Here is a 17,697-nt window from a genome sequence, read left to right as displayed (position 1 = left end):
CGCTGGACGAACAATCCGTTGTCGGCCGGTGTTGCCTGTGCCAGCATGGCGGAGACCTTGGCACCCTAATGCCAGGTCAGGCGCAATCCATTCATGATGGGAAGGTAATAGTGACTCAGGCAATCCGTTCTCTGGCCATCGCAATGGGTGCGGTTTTCGTGCTGATGTCGTTCGGCAGCGGTGTTGCCGGGGCCGCCACTGCCTCCGCGTCCGCGGGAAGCGCGGCGGGCGTGCTGTGCAATGCCCCGGGAACCGGAAACACCACCGTTTGGGGTAAATGCTGGAGGGGCGGCACCTCGAAGACCAGTCAGGCGCGTCTCGTGTACTGGTGCGTCAACGCGTTCGGCGGCGGTTCGAAGCAGTACAGCACCAAATGGAAGACGATCCCGGCCGGCAAGACGGTCAAGTTCGTGGGCGAGTGCACTTTCAAGGCTCGCAACCCTTCCTTCCAGAGGCGCTGACTCGCCGCCGATGAACGGTTCCGCGGAAAGATGATCGATGAAAGGCAATGATTTGCGTACACGTAGCAAGGTCGCGGCCCTGGCCAGCATGGTGATGGCCGCTTCCTGGCTCATCGTCAGCGCCACACCGGCCAGCGCGGCCGGTGAGTGCGGGGCAGGCTACCGGAAGGTCGGCGACTACAAGATCGGATCCGTCGGCGCGTTGGAGGTGTACTACAACTCCTCCAACGGGAAGAACTGCGCCATCACCCGGGCCTCCCGCCCCGGCTCCGGCTACAAGCAGGCGGCCATCAGCGTGGAGAACAAGCCCTGGGCCGACTATGAAGAAGGAAACTTCAAATACTACGCGGGCCCGGTGCGTGTCAACGCGCGAGGCAAGTGCATCGACGTCCGGGGATACATCGGCAAGAAGTACGTCCTCAAGGAAAGTGTCCACTGCGGCTGACCCTGCTGAACGTGTCCGATCGCGTGCGGTAGGTATTGGTCCAGATCTCGGGGGGAGCCTGCGGTGCTCGGCTGCCCTGCCGTCGGCCACCCCCGAGAGCCCGGTCGCCGTGGCACTGAAGCCCACAAGGGCAGCACCCACCCCCGGCACCGGCAGCGGGCGCGGTTCCCACGCGGCCCCCGACGTGCATTTCGCCTGCCACGTGTCACGCGGCGCCTTCAAGGCGCCGCCCCAGGCGAGAACCTTCGCCCATGATCAGGCGAAGGTCTCCACCCCTCGGACGCCTCCCGCACTGCCACCGCCGACGAAGGCGGTGGCTTTCTTGTTCCATTCGACGTACGGAAGTCGATGGCGTTCTTCAGCCCGGCCGGGGCGTGGAGCAGGGCGACCGCGGGCCCCAGCCGTCGATCAGCGCGCCGTCGAGCACGGGCCCGGAGATCGGGGCGATCTGCCCGACGAAGCCGACCCTGCCCATCACCCCCGCGCCGGGTCGACTGCCCGATCGGGTGAAGACCCGTCACGTCGTTCATCGCTTGAATCCGCACCTTCCACCCGGTGGAACCTCAGGCGGGCGGCGGCACCGGACCGAGTGCGCGCCGGTTTCGGGATGGTTTCCGGCTCTTGACAAGGAGGTGACCGCGGCCCAGTATCTTCACCACTAACTTTATTCCTAAAGAAAGTCCTCGACACATGGCAGGCACGGACCGCGGCGATCTCACCAGGACGGCGATCCTCGCCCTGCTGGGCACGATCGGCCCGCTCAGCCGCAGTGAGATAGCCCGCGAGCTGGATCTCAGCCCCGCCACCGTCACCCAGCTCACCAAAGAGCTGATCGGGCACGGGATGCTGGAGGAGCTGGATCTCAAGCCGTCGCGCGGCGGCCGTCCTGCGCAGCGGGTCGGGCTGGTGGGCAGCGCCGGGCGAGCCCTCGGCGTGAAGGTGATGGCCGAGCACCTGGTGCTGGTCGACGTACGGCTCGACGGAGAGGTGCTCGGCTCCTGGGAGATCCCCCACGACCCGGCGGCGCCCGACGCGCTCGACCGCCTGGCGGGCGCCGTCGAGTCGGTGGTCCGCGAGGTCTCCGGTGTGCCGCCGCTGCTGGGGATCGGCGTCGGCGTGCCGGGCAGCGTGGACGACCAGGCGGTCGGCACGGTGAACGCGCCGACGCTCGGCTGGCAGGCGATGCCGGTGGGTGAGCGGCTGCGCCGCCGGCTCGACCTGCCCGTCCTGGTCGAGAACGACGTGAACGCGCTGGCCGCCGCCGAGCGCCTGTACGGCCGGGGGCGCACGCACCAGGACTTCCTCGTCCTGACGATCGGGCGGGGCGTCGGCGCGGCGATCGTCACGAACGGCCGCGTCTACCGGGGCGCGCGGGGCGGCGCGGGCGAGTTCGGTCACCTGCCGGTGGACCCGACGGGGCCGCGCTGCGGGTGCGGCGCCCAGGGGTGCCTGGAGGCGTACGTCGGCGCGGCGGGCCTGCTCGCCGCCGCCCGCGCCAGGTCGCTCGACCCGGGTTCGACGGCCGCGCTCGGGAGGGCCGCGGCGGCGGGCGACGTGGCCGCGCGCGAGGTGTTCACCGAGGCGGGAACGATCCTGGGCCGGGCCGCGGCGGGGCTGATCAACGTGGTGGACCCCGAGGTCGTGGTGGTGCTGGGCGAGGGCACGGCCGACTGGCCGCTCTGGCGTACGGGCTTCGAGCCCGCCCTGCGCGCGCAGCTCTACCCGGGACGGCGTGACATCTCCGTCGAGGTGGAGAGCTGGGACGACACGAGCTGGGCCCAGGGCGCGGCGGCCCTCGTCCTGGCCACCCCGTTCGACGCCGCCGGCGCGGCGGGCGAGCAGGGCCGCCTGGTCCGTGCCCGCCTGATCGGGACGACCTCATGAGCGCCCGCCCGGCCGCGACCCGGCGGGCGATCGGAGGCGGGTCATGAGCGTCAGGCAGGTGCTTCCCGAGGCGCCGTCCGAGGCGCCGCCCGCCCACGCGCGGCCCAGGCGGCGCGGCGGATGGCGGTACGCGGGCACGGTCGCGGTGTTCCTGCTGCCCAGCCTGGTCCCGCTGACGCTCTACACGCTGATCCCGATGGTCGCCTCGCTCTGGACCAGCCTGCACGAATGGGACCTCATCACCGACATGCGGTGGGTGGGCCTCGGCAACTACGCCGAGTTGCTCGGCGACCCGGACACCAGGGCCGCGTTCCTGCACACGCTGTACTTCATCGCCGGTTACCTGCCCCTCGTCTACCTCGGCGGCCTGGGCCTGGCGGTGCTGCTCAACCGGGCGATGCCCGCGCGCGGCCTGCTGCGCGGCGTGTACTTCCTGCCGGTGATCACGAGCTGGGTGGTCGTCGCGCTGATGTGGAAGTGGCTGCTCAACCCGGCCAGCGGCATCGTCAACTGGGCGCTCGGCCTGGTCGGCGTGAGCGGCCCCGGCTGGTGGACCGACCCCGCGTGGGCGATGCCGTCGGTCATCCTCGCCTCGGCGTGGAAGGACCTGGGCTTCGTGATGATCATCCTGCTGGCCGGGCTGCAGGCGATCCCGCGCGAGTACCAGGAGGCCGCCATGGTGGACGGCGCCACGGCCTGGCGCAGGTTCCGGCACATCACGCTGCCGCTGCTGTCGCCCTCGACGTTCTTCGTGGTGGTGATCTCGCTGATCAACGGCTTCCAGGTGTTCGACCAGGTCCAGATCATGACGGGCGGCGGGCCGGGCGGCGCGACGCAGGTGGTCGTGTCGCAGATCTACGACCTCACCTTCCGCTACGGCCGGGCGGGCATGGCCTCGGCGCTGTCGTGGCTGCTGTTCGCGGTCGTACTGCTGGTGACGATCGTGCAGATCCGGGGCCAGAGGCGGTGGGTGACCTATGGGTGAGAGGCTGCCGGGCAAGCTGGCGCGTTACCTGTTGGTGGGCGTCGGCGCGCTGGTCATGCTGTTCCCGTTCGCCTGGGCGGTGATCACCTCGATCACGCCGAGCGACGCCGTGCTGTCCGTGCCGCCCGACTTCACGCCCGAGGGCGCGAGCCTCGACGCGTACGGACGGCTGCTGGAGACGTTGCCCTTCTGGCGGATCGTGCTCAACAGCGCCTGGATCGGCGCCGCCTCCACCGCGCTGCAGCTCGTCACCAGCGCGATGGCGGCCTACGCGTTCGCCCGGCTGCCGTTCCCCGGGCGGGGCGCGCTGTTCTCGGTCTACCTCGCGACGCTGATGATGCCGCTGCCGGTGCTGGTCGTGCCGCTGTTCATCGAGATGCGGGCGTTCAACCTGGTGGACACGTACTTCGCGCTGCTGGCGCCGACGATCGCCTCGGCGTTCGGCGTGTTCCTGCTGCGGCAGGCCGTCAACCAGGTGCCCAGGGAGTTCGACGAGGCCGCCGTGCTCGACGGGGCCGGGCACTTCCGCATCTTCCTGTACGTGGTGCTGCCGCTGATCCGGCCGGCCCTGGCCACGTTCGCCATCTTCGGCTTCATGGCGAGCTGGAACAGCTACCTGTGGCCGCTGATCATCATCAAGTCGCCCGAGTTCATGACGCTGCCGCTGGGCCTGGCGACGCTGCACGGCCAGTTCACCACCCAGTGGGACGTCGTGATGGCGGGCTCGGTCGTGAGCGTCGTCCCGATCCTCATCCTCTACGTCTTCGCACAGAAGCACGTCATCGCCAGCGTCGCGCAGAGCGGGCTCAAGTAAAGGAATCCCCCCATGTCACGACACATCAAGATCACCGCCGCCGTCGCGGCGGCCGCGCTGCTCGTCTCCGCCTGCGCTCAGGGGTCGGCCACCAGGAGCGTGAGCGGCGCGGACGGCAAGGTGACGCTGCGCTACCTCACCTTCTCCGCCGCGCCCGACCACGTGAAGGACCTCGACACGATCGAGAAGGCGTTCGAGCGGGAGAACCCGAACGTGGACGTCGTCGTCGAGACCGCGCCCTTCGACCAGTACTTCACCAAGCTGCAGACCAGCATCGCGGGCGGCACCGCCCCCGACACGTTCGAGCTCAACTACGAGAACTTCGTCACCTACGCCAGCGCCGGATCCCTGCTCGACCTCGGCACGGTGGGGGGCGACGGCGACACCTCGGTGTACGCCCAGGAGTCACTCAACGCCTTCAAGCGCGACGGCAAGCAGTACGCGCTGCCCGCCTCGTTCTCCACCGTCGTGCTCTTCTACAACAAGGACCTGTTCAAGGCCGCCGGGGTGGCCCCGCCCACCGCCGCCTGGACGTGGGCCGACGAGCAGGCCGCCGCCGAGAAGCTGACCGACAGGAAGAAGGGCGTGTACGGCGACTTCCAGCCGGTGCAGTTCTTCGAGTTCTACAAGACGGTCAAGCAGGCGGGCGGCGAGTTCCTGTCGGCCGACGGCAAGAAGGCGGCGTTCAACGGCCCGCAGGGCGTCAAGGCCGCCACATGGCTGGTGTCGAAGGTGGGCAAGACGATGCCGACCGAGGCCGAGATCGGCGGCACCGCCGACTACGACACGAACCTCTTCAAGTCCGGCAAGCTCGCCATGTGGCACAACGGCATCTGGCAGTTCGCGGGCCTGAAGGACGTGCCGTTCGAGTGGGACGTGGTCGTCGAGCCGGGCGACTCGGCCAAGGCCAGCGCCGTCTTCCACAACGCGGTCGCCGCCTCCTCGACGACGAAGCACGGCAGGGAGTCCCTGGCCTGGGCCCGGTTCCTGTCGGCCTCGGACACCGCGGCCACCACCCGCATCCGGTCGTCGTGGGAGCTGCCGCCGGTCTCCGACCAGCAGTTGCTCTCCGCCTACCTGCAGGACCCCGAGCCGGCCAACCGGCAGGCGGTCTTCGACTCGCTCGAGTCGATCGCGCTGCCTCCGGTGATCAAGCGCCAGCAGGAGATGCAGGACGCGGTGACCACGGAGCTGAGCGAGGCCGCGGCCGGGCGCAAGTCGGTCAAGGAGGCGCTGGACGCCGCCGCCGCCGAGGTCGACGCGCTGCTCGGCTAGTCGCTTCCCCCTTTCCACGCACCCAGGTTCCACGCACTCAGGAGATTTCGTTGTCCCTCGTCGCGCACAGCCTCGACGTGATCAAGACGTTGCAAGCGCCTTCCGGGGCCTATCCGGCCTCGCCCACCTTCTCCGCCTACCGCGGCTACTCCTGGCTGCGCGACGGCGCGTTCATCGCCGAGGGGGTGAGCAGGCACGGCGACGTGGCCGGCGCGGACGCCTTCCACGCCTGGTGCGCGCGGGTGATCGGCGACCGCGCGGGCCAGGTGGACGCGCTGGTGTCCAGGGCGGCGCGCGGCGAGAGCGTCCCGGCGGGCGAGATGCTGCCGACCCGGTTCACGCTGGAGGGCGCGCGGGGCGACGACGACTGGTGGGAGTTCCAGCTCGACGGGTACGGCACGTGGCTGTGGGCGCTGCGCGAGCACGTCGTACGGCACGGCACGGCGGTGCCCGGCGTCGAACAGGGCGTCAGGACGGCGGCCCGCTACCTGACCGCGTTCTGGCGGGTGCCCTGCTACGACTGGTGGGAGGAGCACGTCGAGCACCGGCACGTGGCCACGCTCGGCTCCATCCACGCGGGCCTGCGGGCGGCCATCGCGCTCGGCGTGCTCGGCGCGGCCGAGTCGGTGGCGGCGGCCGAGGCCGTCGAGGGGGTCGCCGGGCTCGTGGAACGGGAGGGCGTCACGGCGGGCGGGCACCTGCGCAAGTGGCTCGGCAGCGACGCGGTGGACGCGAGCCTGCTGGCCTGCGTGGAGCCGTTCGGGCTGTACCCGGCCGGGCACCCGGTGGGCGAGGCGACCGTCGCCGAGGTCGAGCGGCAGCTCGCCCGCGACGGCGGCGTGTACCGCTACCTCGCCGACACCTTCTACGGCGGCGGGCGCTGGCCGCTGCTGGCCGGGTTCCTCGGCTGGAACCACGCCCGCGCCGGACGGCGGGCCGAGGCTCAGCGGTACCTGGAGTGGATGGCGGCGCAGGCGACCCCATCGGGTGACCTGCCCGAGCAGGTGTCCGACCTGCTGCTGTTCCCGGAGCGGCGGCAGGAGTGGCTCGACCGCTGGGGCACGGTGGCCACGCCGCTGCTGTGGTCGCACGGCATGTACCTGGTCCTCGCCGGCGAGCTGGGGGTGGGGGCGTGATCCGGCACCGGCCCCACGGCTCGGGGCACCCCTACGCGGAGACCGAGGACCAGCGCGTTCCCGCCAGGCCGCTGGACGGCGAGAGCGTGGAGCTGCGGGTGCGCGCGTCGGCGCAGGTGACCTCGGTGGTGTGCGAGTGGGCAGTCGACGGCGCCGCTCCCATCGAGCTGCCCCTGACCAGGCGCGACGACCCCGCGAGCGCGGACGCCACCGAAGGCGCGGACGGTGCGGTGGATGGTGGGCACCTGGCCTCCGCCCAGGCGCGGGCGGCCCGTGCCGCCGCGGGTTCGTGGCGCGTACGCACCCCCGCGCTCCAGGCGGGCAGCCGCTACGCCTACCGCTTCGTGGCCACGACGGGCGCGGGCGGGAGCCGGGCCACCCGCTGGTTCGAGGTGACGGCGGCGGCCTGGTCGGACGCCGGCGGCAAGCTGGAGGTCTCCGGCTCGGACCGGGTCGTGCCGGGCAGCGTGCGATGGCTGGCCGACGGGGACGGCGTGCTGCGGGTCCGCTTCGAGCTGGCGCTGGAGCCGGAGGAGCACGTGGTGGGCTTCGGCGAGCGGTTCGACGCCGTGGACCAGCGGGGCCGCACCCTCGACGCCGTGGTCTTCGAGCAGTACAAGGCGCAGGGGCGGCACGGGCGTACGTACCTGCCGATGCCGTACGCGATGGTAGTGGGCGGCGCGGCGAGCTGGGGCTGGCACGTCCAGACCACGCGGCGCACCTGGTACGACGTCGGCGCGGCCAGGCCCGGCCGGATCGTGGTCGAGGCCGAGACCGGCCCGGACGGCGAACTGGGCGTGCGCTTCTACCGTGGCGCCCGCCCCGCGGACGTGCTCGGCGCGTTCCTCGACGACGTGGGCCGCCCCACCGAGCTGCCGCCGTGGGTGTTCCGGCTGTGGGCCAGCGGCAACGAGTGGAACACCCAGGAACGCGTGCTCGCCGAGATGGACCTGCACCGCGAGCACGGCATCCCGGTGGGCGCGCTGGTGATCGAGGCGTGGAGCGATGAGACGACGTTCACGGCGTTCCGCGGGGCCGGGTACGAGCCGTCCGAGGAGCCCCACCGGCTGGCCGACTACACCTTCCCCGAGGACGGGCCGTGGCCGGACCCCAAGGGCCTGGTGGACGAGCTGCACCGCAGGGACGTCAAGGTGCTGCTGTGGCAGATCCCGCTGCAGAAGACCCGCCCGCACCCCCGCCACCAGGCCGCCGTGGACGCCCGGCAGCTCGTCGAGCGCGGGTACGGCGTACGCGAGGCCGACGGCCGCCCCTACCGCAACCGGGGCTGGTGGTTCCCTCTCGCGCTCATGCCCGACCTGTCCTCCCAGGAGGTCCGCGACTGGTGGACGGCCAAGCGCCGCTACCTGGTCGAGGAGGTGGGCGTCGACGGGTTCAAGACCGACGGCGGCGAGCACGCCTGGGGCCACGACCTGCGTTACGCCGACGGGCGCGACGGCGCGGCGGGCAACGGGCTGTTCCCCGTGCACTACGCCCGCGCGTTCGGCGACCTGCTGCGCGCGTGCGGCAAGGAGCCGGTGACGTTCAGCCGGGCCGGGTTCGCGGGCTCACAGCCGCACGGCGCGTTCTGGGCCGGGGACGAGGACTCGACCTGGGAGGCGTTCCGCTCCTCGATCCGGGCCGGGATCACCGCGTCGGCCTGCGGGATCGTCTATTGGGGGTGGGACCTGGCCGGTTTCTCCGGGCCCGTGCCGGACGCCGAGCTCTATCTGCGGGCGGCCGGGGCGTCGGCGTTCATGCCGATCATGCAGTACCACTCCGAGTTCAACCACCACCGCCGGCCCACCAGGGACCGCACGCCGTGGAACGTCGCCGGGCAGACCGGGGACGAGCGGGTGCTCCCGGTGTTCCGGCGGCTGGCCGAGCTGCGGGAGCGGCTGGTGCCGTACCTGGCCGAGCAGGCGCGGGCGGCGGTCTCCGGCGGCGCGCCGCTGATGCGCGGCCTGTTCTTCGACCATCCCGGTGACCCGGAGGTCTGGCGGCACCCGCTGCAGTACCGGCTCGGCGACGCGCTGCTGGTCGCGCCCGTGACCGAGCCCGGCGTGACGGAGGCGACCGTCTACCTGCCCGGGGTCGAGGGCGGCTGGGTGGACGTCTGGACCGGGCGGGAGCTGCCAGGCGGGCGTACGGTGCGCCTGCCCGCGCCGCTCGACCGCCCGCCCGTGGTGTGCGCGGCGGCGCACTGGCCCCGCCTCTCCCCCGTGTTCGCCACCTGAACGGCGCGGTGCCCCTATCCGTGGCGGCGGTGATCGGCGAGGACCTCGGCGATCACGTGCCGGTTCTCCGCCGCCTGTCCGGAGTCGGTGTCCAGGCTTTGCGCGAGCACGAGCAGGGCCTTCCACAGGGCCCAGCCGCGCGCACGGGCCCAGGTGGCGTCGTCCGCGCCGATCGCCCGGCGGAACGCCCGCCGGCTCTCCCCGGCGAACATCGTCCACGAGATCACCAGGTCGCAGGCCGGGTCGCCGACGCCCGAGGTGCCGAAGTCGATGACGGCGGTCAGCCGCCCGTCGGCCACCAGCAGGTTTCCGTGGGCGAGGTCGCCGTGGAACCACACGGGCCGCCCGCGCCACTCGGCGGCGAGCGCGGCCTCCCACACGGAGGCGGCCAGGCCGGTGTCGACGTGCCCGCGCAGCGCCGCCAGGCAGCGCCTGGTCTCCTCGTCGTAGTGCGCGGGCGGGGTGCCCCGGTAGAAGCTGTGCTCCCCGGCCGGCGGGCCCCCGGCGGTGTCGCAGCGCTGGAGCGCGTGGACGAACTCCGCCACCGAGACCGCGAACCGCGCCAGGTCGTCGACGCGCCCCCGGCCGGCCGTCTCTCCGGGCAGCCAGCCGCGTACGGACCACGGGAACGGGTATCCCTCGCCCGGCGCGCCCAGGCCCAGGATCGGCGGCACGGCCACGGGAAGCGACGGCGCCAGGCGCGGCAGCCACTCGTTCTCCTTGGCCACCGCCGGAACGTAACCTGCGGCCGTGGGCAGCCGCACCGTCATGTCGTCGCCCAGGCGGTAGGTGCGGTTGTCCCAGCCGTCGATCTCCACCGGCACGACCGGCAGGCCGGCCCACTGCGGGAACTGCGCGGCGATCAGCCGCTGCACCAGCGCGGCGTCGATTCCGGCGCGGCCGTCCACTGCGGTCGCGTTCATCCTTCGTGATCACCTCAGGTACGGATCTCGCACAGCCCGGTCGTTACCGGACCCACCTCACAGCCTGGGCCGGGGGGTGGGCAACTGATTTAGGCGGCGGGCCGCCGCGATCGGCGCCCTGGGCGTCAGGCGTGGGGGCCGAACGGGTCGGTGAGGTGGTCGCCGAGCGTACTGCGGCGATACAGCACCTGACGGCCCTGCCGGGCGCGGGTGACCAGCCCCGTGGCGTGCAGGACGCGCAGGTGCTGGGAGACGGCGCTGGCGGTGACCCGCAGGCGGCGGGCCAGCTCGACGGTCGGCAGCGGCTCGGCCAGCAGGCGCAGCAGCCGGGCGCGGGGCGCCCCGAGCAGCTCGGCCAGCGCGCCCTCGTCGGGGACCGGCGCCGGGGACCACAACGTGGCCACGGCGCGGCTGGGATAGACCAGGCTCGGCGGCTCCTCGGGGTGGACCGGCGGGGCGGGCTTGTGGGCGAACACCGACGGCGTCAGCAGCAGCCCCCTCCCCGACGCCGCGACGTGGTGCCGTCCGATCATCTTCGCGATGTACAGCACTCCCTCGTGCCAGCGCAGGTTCGGGTGCATGTCGGCGAAGAGCAGGCGGGCGCCGCCGACGGCCAGCCGCCGCGCCCGGTAGGTCATGTCGGCCTCCAGCACCAGCCGCATCCGGGGCCAGTCGGGTTGGATGGCCAGCTCCCAGTAGCGCCGCAGCAGCTCGCAGGCCGTGTCCCGGAACCTGGCGGCGGAGGCGTCGTCGGCGAGGATCGGCCCGGGGGCGAGCGCCGCCACCAGGTCGCGCCGTACGAGCGCCGGGGCCGCCCGGCGGACGATGGCCAGCTCCTCCCCGAACGCCGGCGCGAACGTCTCCGGCCGAGGGGTCAGGAAGTCCGGGAGCGCCAGCTTCTCCCCGACCAGGCCCATCAGCAGGCCGGTGTCGGCCGAGCCGAGCTTGGCGAGCACCGCCCTGCGCCACGGCAGGTGCACGACGTGCAGGCCGGGCTCGCGGAGCACCCGCAGGCTGAACACCGTCTCGGCCAGCGGGGAGATCGCGAACCGGGTGTCGGCCAGGTCCTCGACACTGAGTTCGAAGCTGATCATTAAGCCATACGCTACATCAACGCCGAACCGCCCCGCTCGCCGCCGCCCGGGCCCGAGGACGACGACAGGAGCGCGACAACCGTACGACAGGTCGGCTCGTTGTACTGGAACCACGTGTCCAGCGACGAAGGAGGCACTGATGACATCTCCCGTTCACGTCGAGCCCGGCGTCGAGTACGTGGCTTCCACGTAAGAGATCCCAGCACGCGTGGGCAGGAGCGCATCGGCGTTCCTGCCCACGCGTTCGTTCCGGAGAGGGGCCCCGGCTCATCGGTGGAAGGTGAAGCCGAACAGGCCCGGCTTGCCGACCGCGCACAACCCCGAGCCGTCGGGGAACCACGCGCAGTCGCGCAGGGCCCCGTCCACGACGATCACGGTGACGCATTCGCCGGTGGCGATGTCCCACACCCGCAGGCAGCCGTTCACGGCCGTCGTGGCGAGCCAGGCCCCGTCAGGCGAGAACGCGACGCCCGTCATCCCGTCGTCCAGCCCGAGCCGTCCCGTCCGCTCGCCGTCCAGCCCGAACCGTCCCGTCCGCCCGCCGTCCAGGTCGAACAGCTCGACCGAGCCGAGGACCGTGACCGCCGCCAGCGTCCGCCCGCCGGGGGCGATCGCCACCCGCTCGACGGGCCCGTCGGCCGCCAGGTCGCCGCCGAGCCGGTGGCCTTCGGCGCTCCACCGCCGCAGGTACCGGCCCGCCGCGGTGACGAGCCAGGTGGAGTCGGGCGCGACGGCGATGGCGGTCACCTCGCCGCCGGGATGGGTGAAGGTCCTCACCCTCTCGCCGTCCATCCGCGTGATCCACACCTCGTCCTGGTGGCCGATCGCCATCCAGGCGCCGTCCGGCGCGATCGCCACCGCGTCGAGGCCCGCCGTGCCCCGCGCGACTTCGCGGCGTACGGTGCCGTCGGCGTCGTGCAGCCGTACCGTGCCGTCGTCGGCGCCGCCGGTGAGCAGGGTAGTGCCGTCGGGCGCGATGGCCAGGTCGTTCACCCACACGTCGAGGCGGTCGGAGCGCGGGCCGCCGTCGGCGTTCCAGAGGGTGAGGCCGTCCGCTCCCGCGGTGGCCAGCCACGAGCCGTCGGGCGAGACGGCGACGGCGTGCAGGTCGGGAACGCGGCTCCGCGCGGTCACGGCGTCCGCCCGGTACGCGTCCCACACCCGGATCGTCCGGTCGTGACCGGCCGAGGCCAGCCAGGTGCCGTCGGGCGCGACCGCCAGGGCGGTGACCGCCTCGTTGCGATGGCCGGGCAGCCGGGCGCGCAGCCGGCCCCGCGCGTCCACGACGAGCACGTCGTCGTGATCCGGCAGGGCCAGCCACCGGGCGTCGGGCGCGACCGCCAGGGCGAACCCGCCGCGGACCACGTCACCCGGCCACGCGCGCGCGGTGCCGTCGAGGTTCAGCAACCGGAGCCCGTCGAACGTGAGCACCGCCAGCCACTCCCGCGTGGGCGCGAACGCGAGCGCCCCGGCTCCCTGGCCGGCCTCGTGGAGTACGGCCCTGAACGTGCCGTCGGCGTGCCACGACTCCACGACGGCCGGTCCGCCGACCGCCAGCCACGAGCCGTCGGGGGCGATCGCCAGGCACTCGTAGCCGTCGTCCCGGCCCGAGATCGCGGCCCGCAGGGTCCCGTCGGCGTTCCAGAGCCACAGGAACCCCATGCCCGCGGCGGCCAGCCAGGCGCCGTCCGGCGCGACGGCGACGGCGTTCACGGCCCCGGGGTGGCCGGCGAGCACGCCGCGCGGCGTCCCGTCCGCCGCCCACAGGCGTACGACGCCCGCCGAGTCCGCGCTCGCCAGCCAGGCGCCGTCCGGCGCGACGGCGAGGGAGAGGACGCTGGATCGGTGACCGAGCAGGCTGGGCAACTGGACGCCGTCCACGCGCCAGCGCACCACCCGGCCGTCCTCGTTCGCCCCCGCCAGCCAGGTGCCGTCGGGTGCGATCGCGACGTCGTTCATCTCCTTGCCGCGGCCGTCCAGGGTACGGACCATCGCGGGATGGGGCAGATCGGGCGGCGGCCAGCGGGACTCCAGCCAGGGCCGCCCCGTCTCCCGCAGCCACGCGTGGGCCTCCCCCGCCTTACCCGCCTCCCCCGCCTGCCCCGTCTGCCCCGGCACCCCGTGCAGCCGGGAGGCCAGGGTGGGCAGCGGGTCGGACCCGGTCTCCCGCGCGGCTTCGAGCAGGTGCGCGGCGGCGGTCACGGTACGCGCGAGCGAGACGGCCTCGGGGGTGCCCGCCTTCACCAGGTCCGCCACCACCGCCGCGACGCCCGCCCCGGCCAGCCGTCCGGCCAGCCACGAAACGTCGCACACCAGCCGGGCCAGCAGCTTCAGCTCACCGGCGGCCAGGTAGTGGCCGGGCAGGTTGCGCGCCGCCCACTCCGTGACGCCGGGCAGCAGGGCCCAGCGCCCTGGGGGCTCGTCCTGGTCGGCGTCGATCAGCCGCCGCCGGGCCCGGTCGAGCCCCTCGGGGCCGAGGCGGTGGCGTACGTGGGTCATGACCGCTCGATCGAGCACCAGGACCGGCTCGTCGGTGCGGCGCGCGAGCAACGACAGCCGCTCCAGCCGGGCGAGCAGCGCGGCGATCTCGCCGCCCACCACCCCCGCCGCGCCCCACAACAGGGCCACCGCACCGGCCGGAATCGACCGCTCACCGGCGAAGAGCCCCAGCTCCGTGAACCGCTCCGCGGCGCCGGGGGCCGTCTCGCGCAGCCGGGCGAGCGAGTGGTCCACCAGGGAGCCGATCAGGACCGCCCGGTGAGCGGGGTCGCGCAGGTCCACGCCGTGCGGCAGCCCGCCGGCGAGGTCCCCCGCCGCCATGCCCACCGCCGTGCCCACCGCCGTGCCCACCGCCGTGCCCGCAGAGGTGCCCGCCGCTTCCCCGGGTGAGGCGTGGCTCAGGAGCAGCGACCGGGCCAGCGTCAGCGCCCTCGGCCAGCCGCCGGTCAGCCGGGCCAGCCGGGCCGCCGTGCCCTCGTCCAGCCCAGGCACGTCACGGCGCAGGAGCGCCACGCTCTCGGCAGGGGTCATCGGGCCGACGCGCACGACGTTCGCTCCCGCTGGGACGTCGTGCGCGTCCTCCACCGTGACCAGCCACGTGATCCCCCGAATCATGTACATGAACGGCACGATCAGGCCGGCCTCCGGCAGCCCGTCCACCACCATCAGCCGGGGCCCCGGGGCGTACATGTCGTCCGTCAGCCGCCGGGCCGCCTCCTCCCCCCGCAGGGCGGCGACGAGTTCGTCCAGGTCGAGCCGGTAGAACGGCTCGGCGTTCGCACCCCACAGCCCGGCCGCCGCGTCCACCACGCCGTCGGCCCATCCCTCCCCGGAGGTGTCGCCGACGCGTGCCCAGCCGATCCCCTTGGGGAAGCGTTCGATCACCGCCGCCCGCCGCAGGGCGAGCGCGGCCACCGTGGTGAGCCCCAGTCCCCCGACGCCGTCCAGCCCCGGGGCCAGCACGACGAGCCCGCCGCGCCCCGAGGTGAGGGCGGCGGCCACCCGGTCGACCTCCGCCGGCCGTTCGATCCACCCCTCCGCGTCAGGCGGCACCCGCGTCATCGGTCTCCTTCCCGGGCCACGACTTCCCCAGGCCGCGACGGCCCCTCGCCTCCCGTCGGGTGGCCGTACCAGGCCGGGCATGTCATCACTGTGGCGGTGAGCGATGTCGCTTCGCTTTCGCCGGCGTGTCGCGGACGCGCCGACCGACTCCCTCGAGGTCAGGGCTTCGGCGGGACGTCCGGTGCGGGCTCCAGCATGGGTACGAGGAACTGCCGGGCCACAGCGGCGAGCCGCCGGTCGTCGTCGAGGTCGACGACGTGGCTGGGGATCGCCAGGAACGAGGCGGAGATCCGGACCATCAGCTCGGCCACGAGATCGGTGTCCAGACGGCCGGAGACCTGCCCCGCGCGCTGCTCGCGACGGAGCTGACCGGCGACGAACCGGCGTACGGTGGCCAGCGTCCGCGCCCCGTCAGTGATCATCGAGGGCACGAGCAGGCCGCCGATCAGCGGGTTGTCCCTGATGGCGCGCAACGAGCTGACGAAGCCCAGGACCACCCGGTCGGCGGCGGTGCCCGCCTGCTCGAGGTCGGCGAGCAACCGGTCGAAGTAGCGGCGGAACTCCCGGCGCACGACGTGTACGACCAGCGCGTCCTTCGTGGCGAACCGCCGGTAGACCGTGATGCGCGAGACCTTGGCCCGGCGGGCGACGTCCTCCATGGTGGAGCGCCGGATGCCCATCCGGCAGAACTGCTCGTAGGCCGCGTCGAGGATGCGGGCACGGGTCTCGTCGAGGTCGTCGGCCCGTTCGACGGCGTCGGCGTACGCGCGCTCGAGCAGCGACTCCGCATCGGCCATGAGCGCGGACAGGGCAGATTCCACGATCACCTCCCGCCCCTGATTCTGCCTCACTCCCCGTCGGCCGCCCGCTCGGTCGCGGGAGGCCCCGTTCGCGGGTCACGGGCGGGGGATGTTGCGCAGGTTGGAGCGGGCGAGCTGGATCATGCGTCCGACGCCGCCGTTGAGCACGAGCTTGCTGGTGGTGGTCGCGAACCCGGCCAGTTGCCGCCCCGTGATGCGCGGCGGCATGGACAGCGCGTTGGGGTCGGTGACGAGGTCCAGGAGCGCGGGGCCGTCGTGGTCCAGGGTCTGGCGGATGGCGTCCCGCACGTCCTTGGGGTCCTCGACGCGCAGGGCGTGCGCGCCGGCGGCGCGGGCGATGGCCGCGTAGTCGGTGTGGGGGTAGGTGGTCCCGTACGGCGGGAAGCCCGCGACCAGCATCTCGGCGTCCACCATGCCGAGCGCGGAGTTGTCGAACAGCACCACCTTGACCGGCAGGTCGTACTGGACCAGCGTGAGGAAGTCGCCCATCAGCATCGAGAAGCCGCCGTCGCCCGACAGGGAGACGACCTGCCGGGTACGGTCGGCGAGCTGCGCGCCGATCGCCTGGGGCATGGCGTTGGCCATCGACCCGTGGTTGAAGGAGCCGAGCAGGCGGCGCCGGCCGTTCGGTGACAGGTAGCGGGCGGCCCAGACGGTGCACATGCCGGTGTCGGCGGTGAAGACCGCGTCGTCGGCGGCCTCGTCGTCCAGGAGCGAGGCGACGTACTCGGGGTGGATCGGGCGGTGCCGGTCGACGTCGCGGGTGTAGGCGGCGACGGCGCGTTCCAGGGTGTCGGCGTGCTTGCGCAGCATCTTGTCGAGGAAGCGGCGCTCGCCCTTCTCCCGCACCCGCGGCGTCAGCGCGCGCAGGGTCTCGCGGACGTCGCCCCAGATGGCCAGGTCCAGCCGGCACCGGCGGCCCAGGCGCTCGGGGCGGATGTCGACCTGGACGGTGCGTACGTGGTCGGGCAGGAACGCGGTGTACGGGAAGTCGGTGCCCAGCAGGAGCAGCAGGTCGGCCTCGTGCATGGCGTCGTAGGCGGCGCCGTAGCCGATCAGCCCGGACATGCCGACGTCGAAGGGGTTGTCGTACTGGATCCACTCCTTGCCGCGCAGCGCGTGGCCGACCGGCGCCTTGACGCGCTCGGCGAAGGCCATGACCTCCTCGTGGGCGCCGGCGGTGCCGTTGCCGCAGAACAGTGTGACCGCCTGCGCCTCGTCGACCATCCGGGCCAGCTCGTCGATCTCGGCCTCGCCGGGACGTACGGCCGGCCGCCGGGTGAGCAGGGCGGGGTCGGCCGTCCGCTGGGGCGCGTCCTGGCCGGCGACGTCGCCCGACAGGCTGACGACGGCCACCCCGCCGAGCCCGACCGCGTGCTGGATGGCGGTCTGCAGGACGCGCGGCATCTGCTCCGGGTGCGAGATCAGCTCCGAGTAGTGGCTGCACTCGGCGAACAACCGGTCGGGATGGGTCTCCTGGAAGAACGACGTGCCGATCTCGGCGCTGGGGATGTGCGCGGCCAGCGCCAGCACCGGCGCCATGCTGCGGTGGGCGTCGAACAGGCCGTTGATCAGGTGCACGTGGCCGGGGCCGCAGCTTCCCGCGCACGCGCACAGCCGCCCGGTGAGCTGCGCCTCCGCACCGGCCGCGAACGCCCCCGTCTCCTCGTGCCGCACCTGCACCCACTCGATCGCGGGGTGGCGGCGCACGGCGTCGGTGACGGGGTTGAGGCTGTCGCCGACCACGCCGTACAGACGCCTGACCCCGGCCCGTGAGAGGAGGTCGACGAACTGCTCGGCGACGGTCTGCTTCGCCATGTGTCCCATCCCCCCTGCCGCCGTGCCCGGCGATGGCCCCTCGGCTTCCTGACACGTGGGCCCCGGCCCGTACGCGCGCCCGCACCGAAGCCCTGCCCCGGCCTCGTTCCCGCACGCCGCGCCGCCGGTCATGAGGGGGCCAAATCCTCGACGGCGGCGTCGCACGCCGACTCGATCTGCGACGGACGGTTATCGCTCGATGGCGCAGGGTAATGGTGTGGTGGCCGACCTCCCCCGTCACCGAGT

General features: G+C 73.0%; 13 protein-coding genes. 8 read left to right on the top strand and 5 right to left on the bottom strand.

Annotated elements, in window-relative coordinates; genetic code table 11:
* The first annotated feature begins 110 nt into the window (after positions 1-110).
* The 8 genes from ACZ6S0_RS32370 to ACZ6S0_RS32335 all read left to right on the top strand — a co-directional run bounded on the left by ACZ6S0_RS32370 (position 111) and on the right by ACZ6S0_RS32335 (position 9,234).
* Positions 111-461, top strand: coding sequence for a hypothetical protein (locus tag ACZ6S0_RS32370; RefSeq protein ID WP_465923095.1), 351 nt, complete (start codon positions 111-113; stop codon positions 459-461).
* A gap of 37 nt (positions 462-498) precedes the next feature.
* Positions 499-906 carry a spore-associated protein A gene (locus ACZ6S0_RS32365; RefSeq protein ID WP_465923094.1) on the top strand — a complete coding sequence of 136 codons (408 nt, stop codon included), beginning with the start codon at positions 499-501 and terminating at the stop codon, positions 904-906.
* Between the two features lie 690 nt (positions 907-1,596).
* Complete coding sequence (locus ACZ6S0_RS32360) at positions 1,597-2,790, top strand: ROK family protein (RefSeq protein WP_465923093.1); 1,194 nt, start codon at positions 1,597-1,599, stop codon at positions 2,788-2,790.
* A gap of 43 nt (positions 2,791-2,833) precedes the next feature.
* On the top strand, positions 2,834-3,775 hold the full coding sequence (locus tag ACZ6S0_RS32355; protein ID WP_465923092.1) for a carbohydrate ABC transporter permease: 942 nt from the start codon (positions 2,834-2,836) through the stop codon (positions 3,773-3,775).
* The gene (locus tag ACZ6S0_RS32350) at positions 3,768-4,589 is read left to right on the top strand and encodes a carbohydrate ABC transporter permease (protein ID WP_465923091.1); all 822 of its coding nucleotides are present in this window, start codon (positions 3,768-3,770) and stop codon (positions 4,587-4,589) included. Before ACZ6S0_RS32355 ends, ACZ6S0_RS32350 begins: the two co-directional genes overlap by 8 nt.
* A gap of 12 nt (positions 4,590-4,601) precedes the next feature.
* Positions 4,602-5,864, top strand: coding sequence for an ABC transporter substrate-binding protein (locus ACZ6S0_RS32345; protein ID WP_465923090.1), 1,263 nt, complete (start codon positions 4,602-4,604; stop codon positions 5,862-5,864).
* A gap of 50 nt (positions 5,865-5,914) precedes the next feature.
* Positions 5,915-7,000, top strand: coding sequence for a glycoside hydrolase family 15 protein (locus tag ACZ6S0_RS32340; protein WP_465923089.1), 1,086 nt, complete (start codon positions 5,915-5,917; stop codon positions 6,998-7,000).
* Positions 6,997-9,234, top strand: coding sequence for a glycoside hydrolase family 31 protein (locus tag ACZ6S0_RS32335; RefSeq protein WP_465923088.1), 2,238 nt, complete (start codon positions 6,997-6,999; stop codon positions 9,232-9,234). The genes ACZ6S0_RS32340 and ACZ6S0_RS32335 overlap by 4 nt, the downstream gene beginning before the upstream one ends.
* A gap of 14 nt (positions 9,235-9,248) precedes the next feature.
* Here ACZ6S0_RS32335 and ACZ6S0_RS32330 read toward each other — a convergent pair whose 3' ends face one another.
* From ACZ6S0_RS32330 to ACZ6S0_RS32310, 5 genes are all read right to left on the bottom strand, one after another.
* A complete protein-coding gene (locus ACZ6S0_RS32330; protein ID WP_465923087.1) occupies positions 9,249-10,157 on the bottom strand; it encodes an aminoglycoside phosphotransferase family protein in 909 nt (302 codons plus the stop codon).
* Positions 10,158-10,282: 125 nt separating this feature from the next.
* The gene (locus tag ACZ6S0_RS32325; protein WP_465923086.1) at positions 10,283-11,251 is read right to left on the bottom strand and encodes an ArsR/SmtB family transcription factor; all 969 of its coding nucleotides are present in this window, start codon (positions 11,249-11,251) and stop codon (positions 10,283-10,285) included.
* Between the two features lie 267 nt (positions 11,252-11,518).
* Positions 11,519-14,812: a WD40 repeat domain-containing protein gene (locus tag ACZ6S0_RS32320; RefSeq protein WP_465923085.1), complete on the bottom strand. Its 3,294-nt coding sequence runs from the start codon at positions 14,810-14,812 to the stop codon at positions 11,519-11,521.
* Between the two features lie 158 nt (positions 14,813-14,970).
* The gene (locus ACZ6S0_RS32315; protein ID WP_465923084.1) at positions 14,971-15,633 is read right to left on the bottom strand and encodes a TetR/AcrR family transcriptional regulator; all 663 of its coding nucleotides are present in this window, start codon (positions 15,631-15,633) and stop codon (positions 14,971-14,973) included.
* 75 nt (positions 15,634-15,708) lie between these two features.
* Positions 15,709-17,451 carry a pyruvate dehydrogenase gene (locus ACZ6S0_RS32310; protein ID WP_465923083.1) on the bottom strand — a complete coding sequence of 581 codons (1,743 nt, stop codon included), beginning with the start codon at positions 17,449-17,451 and terminating at the stop codon, positions 15,709-15,711.
* Between the last annotated feature and the right edge of the window lie 246 nt (positions 17,452-17,697).

It is taken from the genome of Nonomuraea sp. NPDC051298, from assembly GCF_055586305.1.
This window is presented reverse-complemented; position numbering and strand designations above follow the sequence as displayed.